The sequence below is a fragment of the Streptomyces sp. NPDC000404 genome (assembly GCF_040300365.1).
Classification (GTDB): Bacteria; Actinomycetota; Actinomycetes; order Streptomycetales; family Streptomycetaceae; genus Streptomyces; species Streptomyces ramulosus.
Map to the genome: position 1 here is coordinate 420,535 of NZ_JBEPDN010000004.1, position 15,732 is coordinate 436,266.

General features: G+C 75.7%; 11 protein-coding genes. 5 read left to right on the forward strand and 6 right to left on the reverse strand.

Annotated elements, in window-relative coordinates; translation table 11 throughout:
* Positions 1-188: 188 nt before the first annotated feature.
* From ABT345_RS09925 to ABT345_RS09945, 5 genes are all read left to right on the forward strand, one after another.
* On the forward strand, positions 189-1,730 hold the full coding sequence (locus ABT345_RS09925) for an AMP-binding protein (protein ID WP_345088006.1): 1,542 nt from the start codon (positions 189-191) through the stop codon (positions 1,728-1,730).
* A 64-nt stretch (positions 1,731-1,794) separates the two neighbouring features.
* The gene (locus ABT345_RS09930) at positions 1,795-2,586 is read left to right on the forward strand and encodes a nitroreductase family protein (protein ID WP_345088008.1); all 792 of its coding nucleotides are present in this window, start codon (positions 1,795-1,797) and stop codon (positions 2,584-2,586) included.
* Positions 2,587-2,612: 26 nt separating this feature from the next.
* Positions 2,613-3,377: a GTP cyclohydrolase II gene (gene ribA, locus ABT345_RS09935; protein WP_386458961.1), complete on the forward strand. Its 765-nt coding sequence runs from the start codon at positions 2,613-2,615 to the stop codon at positions 3,375-3,377.
* Entirely contained in the window at positions 3,374-3,706 is a 333-nt protein-coding gene (locus ABT345_RS09940) for a hypothetical protein (RefSeq protein WP_345088010.1), read from the forward strand. The genes ribA and ABT345_RS09940 overlap by 4 nt, the downstream gene beginning before the upstream one ends.
* A gap of 66 nt (positions 3,707-3,772) precedes the next feature.
* Complete coding sequence (locus ABT345_RS09945; RefSeq protein WP_345088012.1) at positions 3,773-4,192, forward strand: PaaI family thioesterase; 420 nt, start codon at positions 3,773-3,775, stop codon at positions 4,190-4,192.
* Between the two features lie 54 nt (positions 4,193-4,246).
* Here ABT345_RS09945 and ABT345_RS09950 read toward each other — a convergent pair whose 3' ends face one another.
* The 6 genes from ABT345_RS09950 to ABT345_RS09975 form a co-directional block, all read right to left on the reverse strand.
* A complete protein-coding gene (locus ABT345_RS09950) occupies positions 4,247-5,038 on the reverse strand; it encodes a methyltransferase domain-containing protein (protein WP_345088014.1) in 792 nt (263 codons plus the stop codon).
* Positions 5,035-5,271, reverse strand: a complete 237-nt coding sequence (locus ABT345_RS09955; RefSeq protein ID WP_345088016.1) for a ferredoxin — start codon at positions 5,269-5,271, stop codon at positions 5,035-5,037. The genes ABT345_RS09950 and ABT345_RS09955 overlap by 4 nt, the downstream gene beginning before the upstream one ends.
* Positions 5,268-6,518, reverse strand: a complete 1,251-nt coding sequence (locus tag ABT345_RS09960; protein WP_345088018.1) for a cytochrome P450 — start codon at positions 6,516-6,518, stop codon at positions 5,268-5,270. Before ABT345_RS09960 ends, ABT345_RS09955 begins: the two co-directional genes overlap by 4 nt.
* A 43-nt stretch (positions 6,519-6,561) precedes the next feature.
* Complete coding sequence (locus ABT345_RS09965; RefSeq protein ID WP_345088020.1) at positions 6,562-8,148, reverse strand: long-chain-fatty-acid--CoA ligase; 1,587 nt, start codon at positions 8,146-8,148, stop codon at positions 6,562-6,564.
* Between the two features lie 14 nt (positions 8,149-8,162).
* A complete protein-coding gene (locus ABT345_RS09970) occupies positions 8,163-10,016 on the reverse strand; it encodes a beta-ketoacyl synthase N-terminal-like domain-containing protein (RefSeq protein ID WP_345088023.1) in 1,854 nt (617 codons plus the stop codon).
* Positions 10,017-10,085: 69 nt separating this feature from the next.
* Positions 10,086-15,716 (reverse strand): SDR family NAD(P)-dependent oxidoreductase, encoded by a 5,631-nt coding sequence (locus tag ABT345_RS09975; RefSeq protein ID WP_345088025.1) that lies wholly within the window; start codon positions 15,714-15,716, stop codon positions 10,086-10,088.
* Positions 15,717-15,732 lie beyond the last annotated feature (16 nt).

The window sequence follows — 15,732 nt, forward strand, 5'->3', positions numbered from 1 at the left end:
TCCGCCCTGCGGGCCCGCCCCTCCCGACACCTTCCCCGCGCCCCTCCCCCCGGAGCACCGGACGGCCCGCCGTCCGGTGCTCCTCGCCGTTCCCGGCGCCGCCGACGATCACCTCACCAGCCGTCCGTTAACAGCGAGTTGATGGTTCGTTACGCCGGAACTGATCTACGCCCCGGACTCTGTTCCGCGTGCAACCACTACGGCAGAGCAGCCCAGGACAGGACACCGTCCACGGTGTCCTGCGGCGACGTGCCCGGAGCCATCCGGACCGCCCGTTCCTCTCCTTCCTGGACGAGTCCGGTGCGGTCACCACGATCAGCTACGGCGAGATGGACCGCCGTGCCGAGCGGATGGCCGACCTTCTGGTCAGCCGGGGCGTCGGACCCGGAAGCCGCTTCCACGTCCATCTGACCAACCGCCCCGAGTTCTTCGACGCCTGGTTCGGCGCGGCGAAGGCGGGCGCCGTCATGGTCCCCACCAACCCCCTGTCCACCGCCGACGAGCTCTCCTACGTCCTCGCGCACGCCGAGTGCCGGCTGAGCCTGACCCAGCCCGAACTGCTCACCACCGCGCAGGTCGCCGCCATCGACTCGCCCTGCTGCGAGCAGCTGCTGGTGACCGGGGAGCAGTCGCTGGAGCGGGCGCTGGCCACGGCTCCGCCGCGCCCCGCGCAGCCGGTGGACGATCCGTCCGCGCCGCTCGGCGTGCTCTACACCTCCGGCACCACCAGCCGCCCCAAGGGCGTCGTCGTCCCGCACGCGGCGTATCTGCACTCCGGCGAGGTGGTGGCCCGGCAGCTGCGGCTGCGGCAGGAGGACCGGCAGCTGATCGTGCTGCCGCTGTTCCACGGCAACGCGCAGTACTACTCCTCGATGTCCGCGCTGGTCACCGGCGCGTCGATCGCACTGACCCCGCGGTTCAGCGCCTCGCGCTGGTCCGAGCAGGCGGTGCGGCTGGAGGCGACGGTGGCGAGCCTGTTCGCCGCGCCGATCCGGATGATCCTGGCGCAGCAGCCGTCGGCGCACGACGCCGGGCACCGGCTGCGGGCGGTGATGTTCGCGCAGAACGTCACCGACACTCAACTCGCAGAATTCGAGGACCGGTTCCGGGTGCCGCTGCTCCAGCTGTACGGCATGACGGAGACCGTCGCGCCGCCGCTGATGAACCCGCTGCACGGCCGGCGCCGCAACCAGAGCATGGGCCGCCCGGTGCCCGGCGCACGGCTGCGGGTGGTCGACGAGCGGCTGCGGGACGTCGTGCGCGGCCGGAGCGGCGAACTGCTGGTGGGCGGCGTGCCGGGGCGCACGCTGATGGCCGGGTACCTGGGCGATCCGGAGGCCACCGCCGAGGCGCTGGGCGGCGGCTGGCTGCGCACCGGGGACCACGTGCGGGTGGACTCCGACGGGTTCGTGCACTTCGTGGACCGCGGCAAGGACGTCATCAAGCGCGCGGGCGAGAACGTGTCGTCGAGCGAGATCGAGCGGGTCGTCGACGCGCACCCGGCGGTCTTCGAGTCGGCGGTGGTCGGCGTCCCGGATCCGGTCCGGGACGAGACGGTGAAGGTCTTCGTCGTCCTCAACGGTCAACACCCCTTCACCGAGGACGAGTTGATCGAGTGGTGTGCGGCCAGGCTGGCGCCGTTCAAGGTTCCGGGGTGTGTGGAGGTCGTCGACGGACTGCCGCGCACCTCGGTAGGCAAGATCCGCAAAGCTCTGCTTCGCGGTCGCTGACCCGGTGCGGGCGCTGACGACGCCCGCACCGGTGGATATCCATCCATCGACATGAGGAGTATCCATGGAATTCAAGCGCGCCGTCGGTACGCGCCGCACCACCCGCTACTACCAGGCCTGGCGCCCGGTGGAGAAGGAGAAGGTCCAGAAGATCCTGCACGCCGCGCGGCTCCAGTCGCACCACGGCAATGCGCAGGAGGTCCGCAAGGCCGTCGTCATCACCAAGGGCGAGACCCCGGACGCGGTGCGCGACGGTCTGATCGACGCGGTCTACAACCAGCCGCAGGCCCACCAGGCGCCGGTCGCCATCGTCTGGTGCACCGACATGGCCGGGTGGGAGCCGCTGCGTCCCGCGCTGCTCAAGCTGATCGAGGCGGGCGCCCTCACCTCCAGCTACGGCTGGTCCGAGGAGTTCGTCGACAGCGTCGTGATGAAGACGCCGGACTTCAACGTGCTCGCCGGTGACGTCGAGTTCGCGAAGTGGCTCAGCTCCTTCGAGTGCGGTCTCGGGGTCGGCTCGGCGCTGCTCGCCGCGACGGACGAGGGCCTGGGCACCGGTCTGGTCACCGGCCGCCGGGAGCAGATCCGTGAGCTGCTGAAGATGCCCGAGAGCGTCATCCCGACCCAGATCCAGCTGGTCGGTTACGCGGCCGAGGGCACCGAGGCCGGCGGCCAGCGGCCCCGTCCGGACTTCGAGGACCTGTACTTCGACGGCACCTGGGGCAACAGCATCCAGAGCGACCAGAACGTGGTGGACGAGCTGTCCGAGGCCGGCATGATCCAGGCCGCCGCGCCGCTGCCGCACCGCAAGGCGGAGCTGCGTGCCCTGGCGGGGATGTTCGGTCTCCCCGAGTGAGAGCCGAGCCGATGCCGGAGGCTGCGGTGGCGCCCCCATCCCGGGTGCCGTCGCGGCCTTCGGCCCACCCCGACGGCCGCGCGGAGGTCCGCCGCCTGGCCCAGGCCCGCATCCCGACCGCCCACGGCGAGCTGCGCTGCGTGGCGTACGCGGCGGCGGACGGCGTGGAGCATCTGGCGTTCGTGGCGGGCGAGGTGTCCGGGGCGGCCGGCGCGCTGGTGCGGCTGCACAGCGAGTGCGCCACCGGCGACCTCATGGGGTCGCTGCGGTGCGACTGCGGTGCGCAGCTCGACGAGGCGCTGCGGCGGGTCGCGGCCGAGGGCACCGGCGCCGTGGTCTACCTCCGCGGACACGAGGGCCGCGGCATCGGCATCGCCGCCAAGCTGCGCGCCTACCAGCTCCAGGACACCGGCCTGGACACGGTGGACGCCAATGTGGCCCTGGGGCTGCCGGTCGACGGCCGGGACTACGGCGCGGGCGCGGCGATCCTCCACGACCTGGGCATCACCGGCGTCCGGCTGCTGACCAACAACCCCGACAAGGTCGCGGCACTCGCCCGGCACGGCGTGCGGGTGGCCGGCCGGGTGCCGCTGCTCGCCCCGGCGCACGGGGAGAGCCTGCGCTATCTGCGGACGAAGCGGTCCCGGATGGGGCACCTCCTCGACGGCCTCGACTCCCCCGCCGGAACCGCCGGAGCCGCCGATACCGCCGGCCCCGACCACCCTCACCCTCCCCGAACCACGACGACGGCGCCGGCCCCCGCGGCGCCGCCTGCTGAGGAAAGCCCATGACCGACCCTGCCTTCCACGATCTGATCACCGTCCGGCGCTACGCGGCACAGCTGTCGGACCTCGACACGAAGGACCGCGAGGCCCGGCTCACCACCGTCGCCGAGTTCGCCGCGTTCGTCGGCCGGACGCCGGACGAGATGATCGCGGAGATCTTCAACGAGGAGACCCGCAAGTACCGCAAGCGCGGCTTCTACAGCGACCGGGTGAAGGAGTTCTCCGCGGCGCTCGACGGACCGCGCAACCGCCAGCTGGCGCGCGGCAACGTCATCCGGTCGTTCTTCATCGCCAACGGCCGCCGGATCCCCCCGGAGCAGCCGGACTGGATCTGAGCACCGGTGCGGGCCCGCCGCGGGGCCCGCACCGCCCGGCCGCCCCCACCCGAAGGGAGCAGACCCTTGCTGCCCATCCAGCGGCATCCACTCGACGACCTGCTCGGCATCCGCTACGAGGAGGTGTCCGCGGGGCGGGTGCTCGCCTCGCTCGCGCTGTCCCCGCGCATCCACGGCGCGACGGGCGCGGTGCACGGCGGCGTGCTGGCCGCGCTGGTGGAGGGCGCGGCGTCGGCGGGCGGCGCCCTCAACACCGGGGAGGGCGAGACGGTGGTCTGCGCGGACACCCAGCTGCACCACGTCCGTCCGGTGGTCGGCGGCACGCTGCACCTGTGCGCGGTGCCCGTCCACCGCGGCTTCACCCAGCAGCTGTGGTCCGCGGAGGTCTTCGACGACCGCAACCGGCTGGTGGGCCGCGCCACCGTGCAGGTGCTGCACGTGGCGCGGGAGCGGGCGGCCGCCCCGGCCACCGGGCAGGCCCGCTGACCGCCCGGCAGCGCGGCACGGCCGGCCCCGGCATCCGGGGCCGGCCGCCGCGTTTCAGGCGTCCGCGGATTCCGCCCGGCGCCCCCAGGCGCTGACCATCAGCGGGCCGAAGCCGAGGATGTCGCCGTCGTGCCAGAGGCGGTGGAAGGCGTCGAGGTCGTCCTCGTCGACGAGTCCGGCGGCGAGCAGCCGGGGCGCGAGCTGGTCGATCAGCAGGTCCCAGGCCGGCTGCCCGGCGACCGGATCGGCGGTCAGCGGCAGCGACACCGCGCGCACCTGCACGTCCCGCAGCCCGGCGGCGCGCAGCAGCCGCGGCACCTTCCGGCCGAAGTTCTGGTCGTAGGGGCCGACCGCGAGGGCGGTGAGCAGGGCGGTGACGACGCGGTCGTGGGCGGGCGAGGGCGGGTCCACGGCGCGCACCGTGGTCCAGTCGATGTCCTCCACCACCACCCAGCCGCCGGGCCGGGCCGCCCGGACCATCGACCGCAACACCGGCTCCGGGGACGCCAGGTGTTCCAGCAGCAGCCGGGAGTGGACGAGGTCGAACCGGTTCCCGGGCAGCGGCTCGGCCGTGACGTCCATCCGCCGCACGCTCAGCGCTCCCCCGGCGAGCGGTTCCAGGAAGCGGGTGTCGGCGTCGACGGCCAGCACCTCGCCCGCCGGGCCGACGCGCTCGGCGAACCGCTCCGCCACCCCGCCGGTCCCCGCGCCGACGTCCAGGCAGCGCCAGCCCGGGGCGAGGCCGAGGCGGTCGCAGATCTCGGCGGTGCCCGGGTCGTAGAGCGCGGAGATGTTCTCCAGGCGGGCGCGTTCGGCGTGCCAGGCGGGGTCGAGCACGTAGCTCATGAGCGGTCCTGTCGTTCGAAGGTGACGGCCGGCCAGGGGCAGATCGCCTCGGCGCGGGCGAGGTCGGCGGGGTCGGCCGCGTCCAGATCGGCGTCCGGGCGCAGCCACGCCCGGCGGTCCGCGACGCGGAAGAGGTCCGGGACGGTCTCCGCGCAGTGGCCGGTGCCGCTGCACAGGCCGTGGTCGACGCTCACCCGGCGGGCCGCGGTGGTCAGTTCGGTCGGCTCGCTCATACCCGGTCCGTGCGGGGCAGGGCCGGGCCGTCGTGGACCATCTCCAGGGAGGTCCAGGACCGGAACATCGGGCCGGGGACCTGCTCCGGGGTGAAGCCGGGGCGCAGCCGCAGGCCGGGCAGGCGGCGGTAGAGGGTGGACAGGGCGACCTCGGCCTGGAGGCGGCCGAGGTTCATGCCGATGCAGTGGTGGACGCCGTAGCCGAACGCCATGGAGGCGGGCAGGTCCGTCCAGTCCCGGTCGATGACGAGTTCGTCGGGCCGGTCGAAGACGGCCGGGTCGTGGCCGGCGGCGCCGAGCGAGAAGTAGATCCGCTCGCCGGGCCGGGAGATGTGGCCGCCGGGCAGTTCCGCCTCCTTGAGGGTGCGGCGGTAGAGGCCGAGGATCGGGCCGTCGTAGCGCAGGCCCTCCTCGACGAGGGAGCCGGTCAGGCCGCCGATGTCGCCGAGGTACTTCGTCTTCTGGGCGGGGTGCTGCTCCAGGGCGCACACGATGTTGCCGACGGCGGCGCCGGTGGAGGAGTTCCCGGCGATCAGCCCCATGATGAGCAGGCCGATCTCCTGCTCGTCGAAGCGGTCGCCCCTCTCCTCGGCGAAGCACAGGGCGGTGGTGAGGTCGTCGTGGGCGGGGCCGGCGGCGCGGCGGGAGCGGACCGTCTCCTGGAGGTAGACGCGCCAGGCGTCCATCTCGGGGGAGGCGAGGCCCTCGTTGTTGACGATGCCGGTGGACTCCGGCAGCAGCGAGGTGCGCAGCACGTATTCCCGGTCCTGCTCGGGGATGCCGAGGAGTTCGACGATGTGGGTCTCGCTCATCGGGACGGCGAAGTCGGCCATCAGGTCGAAGGCGCCGCCGCGTGCGGCGACGGCGTCGATGAGGTCGTTGACGGTGCGCTCGGTGAACGGCCGCATGCGGTTGATGCGGGAGGCGGACAGGGCGCGGATGACGAGGCGGCGCCGGCGGGTGTGGCGGGGCGGGTCGGTGAGGGTGAAGACCTGCATCGCCTCGGGCACCGGCTCCTCCAGCGGCCAGGCGGCGCTGTAGGTGCAGGAGAACGCCTCGTGGTTGCGGCCCACCTCCTTCACCGCCTCGTACGAGGTGACCTGCACGGAGTCGAGTTCCGGGGAGTGGACGACGGGGCAGCGGGCGCGGTCGGCGGCCAGTTGCTCCCAGGGGTGGGCGGCCTTGCCGTCGTACGGCCGGAAGGCGGGGGCGCCGGGCACGGCGGCGGGGGCGGTCTGCTCGGGCATGGCTGCTCGTTTCTTCGCGGTGCGGGAGAGGCGGACGGGGCGGTCAGTTGACCGCGCGGTCGCGGCCGGCCCAGAACTGTTCGCGCAGCGTGCGGCGGAGGATCTTGCCGCTGGGGTTGCGGGGGACGGCGTCGACGACGGTGTAGCGGGTGGGGATCTTGAAGTCGGCGAGCCGGCCGCGCAGGAAGGCGCGGATCTCGTACGGGGCGGCGGATGCGCCGGGGCGCAGGGCGAGGAAGGCGTGGACGGCCTCGCCCCAGCGGTCGTCGGGGACGCCGATGACGGCGGCGTCCAGGACGGCGGGGTGGGCGCAGAGGGCGTTCTCGACCTCGGCGGGGAAGATGTTCTCCCCGGCCCGGACGATCATTTCCTTGATGCGGTCCCGGATGAAGAGATAGCCGTCCGCGTCGAGGTGTCCGGCGTCGCCGGTGTGGAGCCAGCCGTCGCGGAGGGTGGCGGCGGTCGCCTCGGCCAGCCGCCAGTACTCCAGCATGCGGGCGGGCGTCTTGATGCAGACCTCGCCGACCTCACCGGGCGGCAGGACGCTGCCGTCGGGGGCGGTGATCCGCAGCTCGATGCCGGGGTAGGCGCGCCCGGCGGCGCGCAGGCGGGGGCTGCCGGGGACGTGGTCGGCGGGCGGCAGGCAGACGGCGGTGTTGCCGGTCTCGGTGAGGCCGTAGATCTGCGCGAGGTCGCACCGCATGACGGAGATGCACTGCCGCAGGAGGGATTCGGAGATCGGGGAGCCGCCGTAGACGACCTTGCGCAAGGTGGCGAAGTCGGCTTCCGCGGCGTCGGGTTCGGACAGCAGCATCAGCAGCATGGCGGGGACCAGGAAGGCGGTGGTGACGCCGGATTCCCGGATGAGCTGGAGCACCTCGCGGCCGCCGAAGGAGCGCAGCGCGACGTTGGTGACCCCGGCGTTGAAGCCCTGGGTGGCGTACCACAGGCCGCCGATGTGGGAGCCGGAGATGCCGATGAGGCTGACGTCGTCGGGGCGGAAGTCGATCCAGTCGAGGCCGGCGTCGTCGAGCAGCCCGCGGACGGCGAAGAAGCTGCGGTGGGCGAGGACGACGCCCTTGGGCAGGCCGGTGGTGCCGCTGGTGTACATCTGGGCGACGGCGTCGTCGGTGGTGGCGGGGGCCGGGGCCGCGGCGCCGCGGCCGCCGTCCTTCCAGTCCTTGAGGGTGCGGGCCGAGTCGTCGGTGCCGTCGAGGAGCACCAGGTGCCGCAGGTCGGGCAGGTCGGGGCGGATCTTGTGGGCGGTGGGCAGGAACTCGCCCTCGACGAAGAGGAGTTCGGCGCGGGAGTCGCGCAGGATGTACTCGACCTCGGTGGGCGCGAGGCGCCAGTTGACGGGGACGAGGACCGCACCGGCGGCCGCGCAGGCGTAGAGCAGTTCGTAGAAGCGCACCGACTCCTTGCCGAGGTAGCCGACGCGGGAGCCCTTGGTGAGGCCGGAGGCGGCGAGCGCCAGGGCGCCGCGGGCGCTCTCGGCGTACAGGCGTCCGTAGGTGACCTCGACGTCGCCGCAGCGCAGCGCGGGGTGTTCGGGCCGGTGGGTGGCGTGGAAGGCGAGCCGGGCGTCGAGGGTGCGGTGCGTCGGCGCGGGCGTGGGGTGTGTGGTCATGGCGGGGCGGCCCTTCAGATGCGTGCGGCGCGCAGCCAGTGGCGGCGGCGCCGGAAGGCGTAGGTGGGCAGTGCGGTCGGGCGGGCCCCGGTGCCGGCGAACACGGCGTCCCAGTTGGGCCGTTCGCCCCGGCAGTGGGCCTCGGCGAGGGCGGTGTCCAGGTCGGGCTCCGGGCCCGCGCGGTGGCCGGGGCGGAGCAGGCCGGGGGCGTCGGCGCCGTCGGCGAGGGCGGTCAGGGCGTGCAGCCGGGCCGTCCGGTCGGCGCCCAGGACCGCGGCCCGGCACGGCTGTCCGGCGCGGGCGGCGGCGAGGGTGCGGGCCACGTCGAGGACGGTGACCTCGGGGTGCGCGGTGAGGTGGGCGGCGAGGCGGGCGGCCTGGGCGCGCAGCCCCGCCTCGTCGGCGGCGGAGAGCGGCCAGGGCGGTGCGGGGGTGTGCGCCGGGCCGGACGGGGGCCGGCCGGCGGGCGCCGCGGTCCCCTCGGCCGGGGCCTCCTCGGTGGGCTCCTCGGCCGGGGCCTCCTCCAGGATCACGTGGACGTTGGTGCCGCTGATGCCGAACGAGGAGACGGCGGCGCGGCGGGGGCGGCCGGGCGCGGCGGGCCAGGGCACGGCCTCGGTGAGCAGCCGGACGGTGCCGGCGGACCAGTCGAGGTGCGGTGACGGGTCGTCGGCGTGCAGGGTCCGCGGCAGCCGCTCGTGGCGGAGGGCGAGGACCATCTTGATCAGACCGCCGATGCCGCCGGCGGCCTGGGTGTGGCCGATGTTGGACTTCAGGGAGCCCAGCCACAGGGGCCGTGCCGCGTCGCGTTCGGCGCCGTAGGTGTCGAACAGGGCCTGGGCCTCGATCGGGTCGCCGAGCGGGGTGCCGGTGCCGTGTGCCTCCACCGCGTCGACGGAGTGCGCGGGGACGCGGGCGGCGGCCAGCGCCTGCCGGATCATCCGCCGGTGGGCGCGGCCGTTGGGGGCCGTCAGCCCGTGGGAGGCGCCGTCCTGGACGACGGCGGAGCCGCGGATCACCGCGAGGACGGTGCGGCCGTGGCGCCGGGCGTCCGACAGGCGCTCCAGCGCCACCAGACCGGCGCCCTCGGCGACGCCCCAGCCGTCCGCCCGCGCGCCGAAGGACTTGCAGCGGCCGTCCGGCGCCAGCAGGCCCTGGGCGCCGAACGCGGTGAGCGCGGCGGGCGTCGCCATCACCGACGCGCCGCCGACCAGCGCCAGGTCCGTCTCGTCGGCGCGCAGCGCGTGGAGGGCGGTGTGCAGGGCGACCAGGGCCGAGGAGCAGGCGGTGTCGACGGTGACGGCGGGGCCCTGGAGGCCGAGGGTGTAGGCGATCCGGCCGGAGGCGACGCTCGGGGCGCTGCCGACCAGGAGGGCGCCGCCGGTGCCGTCGGGTGCCTCGCGCACGCGTCCGCCGTAGTCGTTGTAGATCACCCCGGCGTAGACCCCGGTACGGCTGTCGCGCAGCGCGGTGGGGTCGATGCCGGCCCGCTCCAGCGCCTCCCAGGCGGTCTCCAGCAGCAGCCGTTGCTGGGGGTCGCAGAGCGCGGCCTCCTCGTCGGTCATCCGGAACGGCGCGGGGTCGAAGTCGGCCGCGCCGTGCAGGAATCCGCCGCGAACGGTGGCCCCGGCGGGTGCCTCGCCCCAGTCTCGGTCGGTGGGGAGGCCGGAGGTGGCGTCGCGGCCGTCGGCGAGCAGCCGCCACAGGTCCTCGGGGGTCTCGACGCCGCCCGGGTAGCGGCAGGCCATCCCGACGACGGCGACCGGCTCGTGGCGCCGCTCCTCGGCCGCGGCCAGCTCCCGCCGGGTGCGGCGCAGTTCCCGCGTGACGCGTTCGAGGTACACGCGCAGCTGGCGTTCGTCTGCCATGGATGCCTTCCTTGGGCCGGTCGGGGCGGGGCGGTACGGGACGGGGCGGGGCGCTGCCCGGTGCCGTCGTCAGCGGGTGCCGAGTTCCTCGTCGATGAGGCCGAAGAGCTGCTCATCGGTGGCGGCGGCCAGCCCGGCGTCCGGGTCGGCGCCGCCGTCGGGGCCGCCGTCGGCGTCACGCAGGCCGGCGAGCAGCGCCGCCAACCGGGCCCCGGCGTCCGCCCGTTCGTGCGCTCCGGTGCCCGCCAGGACGGCGGCGAGCCGGTCGAGGGCGTCGTGCAGCGCGCCGGCGGTGGCGCCCGGCGCTCCGGGGGCGGCCGGGGGCGCGGCCTGGGCGGGGGCCAGCCGGGCGCCGAGGTCCTGGGCGAGCGCCGCGGGGGTGGGGTGGTCGAAGACGAGGGTGGCGGGGAGCTTGAGCCCGGTCGCCTCGTCGAGGGCGTTGCGCAGCGCCACCGCGGTGAGCGAGTCGAAGCCGAGGTCGGTGAGGTGGCGTGCGGCGGGGACGGTGCGCGCGGCCTGTCCGGCGGGGTGGCCCAGGACGGTGGCGACGCGCTCCTGGACGAGGGTGAGCAGCGCGGCGGTGCGGCCGGGGGCGTCCAGTGCGGCCAGCCGGGCGCGGAGCGCGTCGGGTCCGCTGCCGTGCGGGGCGGGGCGGTGGGCGGCGGGCAGCAGCGCGCCGAGGAGCGGCGGCGGGCCGCCGGGCTGCTCCCGCAGGGCGGCGAGGTCGAACCGTACGGCCGTCAGGGCGGGTTCGGCGGTGGCGAGCGCGGTGTCGAGGAGCGCCAGGCCCTGATCGGTGGGGAGCGGGAGCACGCCGGTGCGGCGCAGTTGCGCGGCGAGGCCGTCGCGGTCCAGCTGCTGCTCGCGCTCGGCGGTGCGCTCCCAGTAGCCCCAGGCGAGGGCGGTGGCGGGCAGTCCGGCGGCGTGCCGGTGGCGGGCCAGCGCGTCCAGCAGGGCGTTGGCGGCGGCGTAGTTGGCCTGTCCGGGCGCGCCGAGCACCCCGGCGGTGGAGGAGAAGAGCAGGAAGCGGCGGAGCGGCAGGTGGGCGGTGAGGTCGTGGAGGTGGAGCGCGGCGTCGGCCTTCGGCCGCAGCACCCGGGCGACGCGGTTGGCGTCGAGGGCGGCGAGCACCCCGTCGTCGAGGACCGCGGCGGTGTGGACGACGGCGGTCAGCGGCCGGTCCTCGGGGACGGTGGCGAGGAGGCGGGCGAGGGCTTCCCGGTCGCCGGCGTCGCAGGCGGCGAGGGTGACCGTGGCCGCGCCGAGGCCGCGCAGGTCGCGGGCGAGGGCGGCGGCGCCGGGCGCGTCGGGCCCCCGGCGGCCGGTGAGGAGGAGGTGGCGGGCGCCGTGCGCGGTGACGAGGTGGCGGGCGACGAGGGAGCCCAGGACGCCGGTGCCGCCGGTGATCAGGACGGTGCCGTCGGGGTCGAGGGGCGCGTCGTCCGCCGGTGCCGGTGTTCCGGCCCGCTCCAGGCGGGGGACGAGGACGGTGCCGCGGCGCAGGGCGAGTTCGGGTTCGCCGGTGGCGACGGCCGCGGGGAGCGTGCGGGCTGCCGCGGGGTCCGCGTCGGTGTCGACGAGGACGAGGCGGCCCGGGTGTTCCCGCTGCGCGGAGCGGACCAGGCCCCACACGGCGGCGTGGGCGAGGTCGGGGACGCCGTCGCCGGGGGCGGCCGCCACGGCGCCGCGGGTGACGAGCACCAGCCGGCCGGCCGGCCGGGGGTCGGCCAGCCAGGTCTGGAGCAGGGTCAGCGCGGCGGTGGTGGCGGCGCGGGTCCGGTCGGCGAGGTCGGCGGCGGGCTCGTCGCTCTCCGGTCCGGGCAGCGGCACCACGAGGACGTCCGGCGGCGCCTCGCCGGCGGACGTCGCGGCCCGGAGATCGGCCGGCCGGTCGTGGCGGCGGGCGCCGGGGACGGGCAGCGTGGCGCCGAGGACGGCCCAGGTGCCGGTGGCCGGGCCGGTGGCGGGACGGGGGTGCCAGCCGGTGCGGAACAGCGCGTCCCGGTGGGCGCCGCCGGCCGCGGCGAGGGCCGCCGGGTCGACGGGCCGCAGGGTGAGGGCGTCGGCGTGGAAGACCGGGCGGCCGGTGCCGTCGGTGACGGTGACCGCGACGGAGCCGGTGCCCTCGGGGGCGAGGGTGACGCGCAGCGCGGTGGCGCCCGGGGTGTGCAGCCGGGCGCCGCGCCAGGCGAACGGGAGCCGCAGCCCCGGGCCGGTCAGCCCGAGCGGGTGCAGCGCCGCGTCGAGGAGGGCGGGGTGCAGGGCGAACCGGCCGGCGTCCGGGACGTCCGCGGGCAGGGCGATCTCGGCGTGCAGGGTGTCGCCGTGGCGCCAGGCGGCGGTCAGCCCGCGGAAGGCGGGCCCGTATCCGGCGCCGCCGGCGTCGAGCCGGGTGTACAGCTCCTCGGGCGGTACGGGCACGGCGCCGGGCGGCGGCCAGGCGGTGGGGGCGGGGGCCGGGGCGGGGTGCCCGTCGGTGAGGGTGCCCGTGGCGTGCCGGGTCCAGGGGGCGTCCGGGTCGTCGCCGGTGGCGGCGTGGACGGTGACGGCGCGGTCGCCCGCCGCGTCGGGTGCGTCGACGGCGACGTGGAGGCGGACGGGTTCCCCGTCGGGGAGGAAGAGCGGGGATTCCAGGAGGAGTTCGGCGATCTGCGGGCAGCCGGTCTCCTGGCCGGCGCGCAGCAGGAGTTCGACGAAGGCGGTGCCGGGCAGCAGCACCGCGCCGCCGACGGCGTGGTCGGCGAGCCAGGGCTGCGACGCGAGCGAGATCCGCCCGGTCAGCACCGTGCCGCCGGTATCGGGCAGCTGCACGGCGGCGCCCAGCAGCGGGTGGTCCACCCCGCCGACGCCGAGGCGGGCGGGGTCCCCGGCGGTGGCGGCGGGCGGCACCGGCCAGAAGCGTTCGTGCCGGAAGGCGTAGGTCGGCAGGGCGGTCCGGGCCGCCCGGGCCTGCCGGGGGTCGGCGCCGAGGACGGCGGGCCAGTCCAGGTCGACGCCGCGGACGTACGCCTGCGCCAGCGACCGGGCGAAGTCGTCCGCGCCGCCCTCGCCGCGCCGCAGCGACTCCAGCACCACGCAGCCGCGTCCGGTGTCCTCCGCGGTCTGCGTCACCGCCACCGTGAGCACGGGACGCGGGCTGACCTCGACGAAGGCGCGGATCCCGCGGTCCAGGAGGTGGGTTGTGGCGCCCTGGAAGTCGACGGTCTCGCGGAGGTTGCGGTACCAGTACGCGCCGTCCAGCGTCGCCGGGTCCACCGCACGGCCGGTCACCGCCGAGCAGAGCAGCGTGCCGTTGCCCGGCAGCGGCGTCACGTCCGCGAGGGCCGTGCGCAGCCGGTCCGCCACCTCCTCCACATGGGCGGAGTGTCCGGCGCGCTCCGCCGGGATGCGGCGGACGCGGACGCCGTCGGCGGCGAACCGGTCGAGGGCCTCCTCGACGGCGGCGACCTCACCGGAGATCGTGGTGGCGGACGGGGAGTTGACGGCGGCGACGGTGACCTTGCCGTCCCAGGCGGCGATCCGCTCCTCGACGGCGGCGCGGCCGAGCAGCACGGAGGCCATCGCGCCGGGCGTGGTGAGGGCGTTGAGGCAGGCGGCGCGCACCGCGACGGTCTTCGCCGCGTCGTCCAGGCTCAGCGCCCCGGCGACGTACGCGGCGGCGATCTCGCCCTGCGAATGCCCGACGACCGCCGCCGGGACCACGCCGCAGCGCCGCCACAGCTCGGCGATGCCCGTCATCACCGTGAAGAGCGCCGGCTGCACCACCGTCAGCTCCTCGTAGGCGGCCGGGGCGCCGGCCTCGCCCTTGAGGAACGCCGTCAGCGGTACGTCCAGGTAGGGGGCGAAGGCCCGCTCGCAGCGGGTGACCCAGGCGGCGAACTCCGGTGAGGTGCCCAGGAGTCCGGCGCCCATGCCGATCCACTGGGAGCCCTGGCCGGGGAAGACCAGCGCGACGCCCTCGCCGGTGGCTTCCGGGACGGTGCCGGTGACGGTGGCGGGGTCCTCCACTCCGGCGGCGAGCGCGTCGAACGCGTCGGCGGCGGCCGTCCGGTCGGCGGCCCGCACCACGGCCCGGTGCTCGAATCCGGTGCGCCCGGCGAGCGCGCCGGCCAGCGCCGCGTCGGGCAACTCCGCCGCCCGGTCGGTGCGCAGGAAGTCCGCGAGCCGTCCCGCCTGTGCGCGCAGCGAGGCGTCCCCGCGCCCGGACACCGGCCACAGCAGCGGCCCGGCGGGCCGGGCGGTGGCCGTCGTCCCGGTGTCCGGGCCGGGCTCCGCGGGCGGCGCCTGTTCGATGATCACGTGGGCGTTGGTGCCGCTGACGCCGAAGGAGGAGACGCCCGCCCGGCGGGGGCGGTCCACGTCCGGCCAGGGCACCGTCTCCCGGGCGATCTCCACGGCGCCCTCGGCCCAGTCCACATGCGTGGACGCCCGGTCGACGTGGAGGGACGCCGGGACGATCCCGTGCTCCATCGCCAGCATCGCCTTGATCACCCCGGCGACGCCCGCGGCGGCCTGCGTGTGCCCGATGTTGGACTTCACCGAACCCAGCAACAACGGCGCAGCCCCCCGGTCGCGCTGCCCGTACGTCGCCAGCAACGCCTGCGCCTCGATCGGATCACCCAACGCCGTCCCCGTGCCATGCGCCTCCACCACATCCACATCGGAGACCGACAGACCCGCCGACGCCAGTGCCTGACGGATCACCCGCTGCTGCGCCGGACCGCTCGGCGCCGTCAGACCGTTCGACGCACCGTCCTGATTCACCGCCGAACCCCGCACCACACCGAGAACGCGACGGCCCGCCCGCAGCGCGTCCGACAACCGCTCCAGGACCAGGACGCCCACGCCCTCGCTGAGGGAGGTGCCGTCGGCGGCGTCGGCGAAGGGCTTGCAGTGGCCCTGGGGCGAGAGGGCGCGCTGACGGCTGAACTCGATGAAGACGGTGGGGGTGGGCATCACGGTGACGCCGCCGGCCAGCGCCAGCGTGCATTCGCCGCGGCGCAGCGCCTGCGCCGCCAGATGCAGCGTCACCAGCGACGACGAGCACGCCGTGTCGAGGGCGAGGGTCGGGCCCTCCAGGCCGAGGACGTAGGCGATCCGGCCGGCCGCGACGCTGGAGGTGGTGCCGAGGTCGAAGTACCCCTCGACCTGGTCGAAGACCGGCTGGAGGAGGAGGGAGTAGTTGGAGGGGAAGGCGCCGGTGAACACGCCGGTGCGGCTGCCCTTCACCGTCGCCGGGTCGATTCCGGTGCGCTCCAGCGCCTCCCACGACGTCTCCAGCAGCAGCCGCTGGATCGGGTCCATCGCCAGCGCCTCGCGGGGCGAGATGCCGAAGAACGCGGCGTCGAAACCGGTGGTGGCGTCGAGGAAGCCGCCCTCGCGGACGTAGCTGGTGCCGGGGTGCTCGGGGTCCGGGTCGTGGAGCGCGGCCAGGTCCCAGCCCCGGTCGTCGGGGAACGGGCCCTGGGTGCGGCCCTCGGCGGTGAGCACGTCCCACAGGTCTTCGGGCGAGTCGATGCCGCCGGGGTAGTGGCAGGCCGTGCCGACGACGGCGATCGGCTCGTCGGTGGTGTCCCGCAACCGCTGGTTCTCCTGGCGCAGTTGCCGGGCCTCGGTCAAGGACGCGCGCAGCGCCTCGACGACCTTGGCGTCGGGGGTCCGCGGCGCGTGCGGCGTGCCGGGGGTGTCGGGGGTTTCCATCACGAACCTCGCTGTT

Bases quoted from the DNA above. Each gene is read 5' to 3' on its own strand.
- ABT345_RS09930 (WP_345088008.1), top strand. From the start codon at position 1,795: ATGGAATTCAAGCGCGCCGTCGGTACGCGCCGCACCACCCGCTACTAC.
- ABT345_RS09940 (WP_345088010.1), top strand. From the start codon at position 3,374: ATGACCGACCCTGCCTTCCACGATCTGATCACCGTCCGGCGCTACGCG.
- ABT345_RS09950 (WP_345088014.1), bottom strand. From the start codon at position 5,038: ATGAGCTACGTGCTCGACCCCGCCTGGCACGCCGAACGCGCCCGCCTG.
- ABT345_RS09955 (WP_345088016.1), bottom strand. From the start codon at position 5,271: ATGAGCGAGCCGACCGAACTGACCACCGCGGCCCGCCGGGTGAGCGTC.
- ABT345_RS09960 (WP_345088018.1), bottom strand. From the start codon at position 6,518: ATGCCCGAGCAGACCGCCCCCGCCGCCGTGCCCGGCGCCCCCGCCTTC.
- ABT345_RS09965 (WP_345088020.1), bottom strand. From the start codon at position 8,148: ATGACCACACACCCCACGCCCGCGCCGACGCACCGCACCCTCGACGCC.
- ABT345_RS09970 (WP_345088023.1), bottom strand. From the start codon at position 10,016: ATGGCAGACGAACGCCAGCTGCGCGTGTACCTCGAACGCGTCACGCGG.
- ABT345_RS09975 (WP_345088025.1), bottom strand. From the start codon at position 15,716: ATGGAAACCCCCGACACCCCCGGCACGCCGCACGCGCCGCGGACCCCC.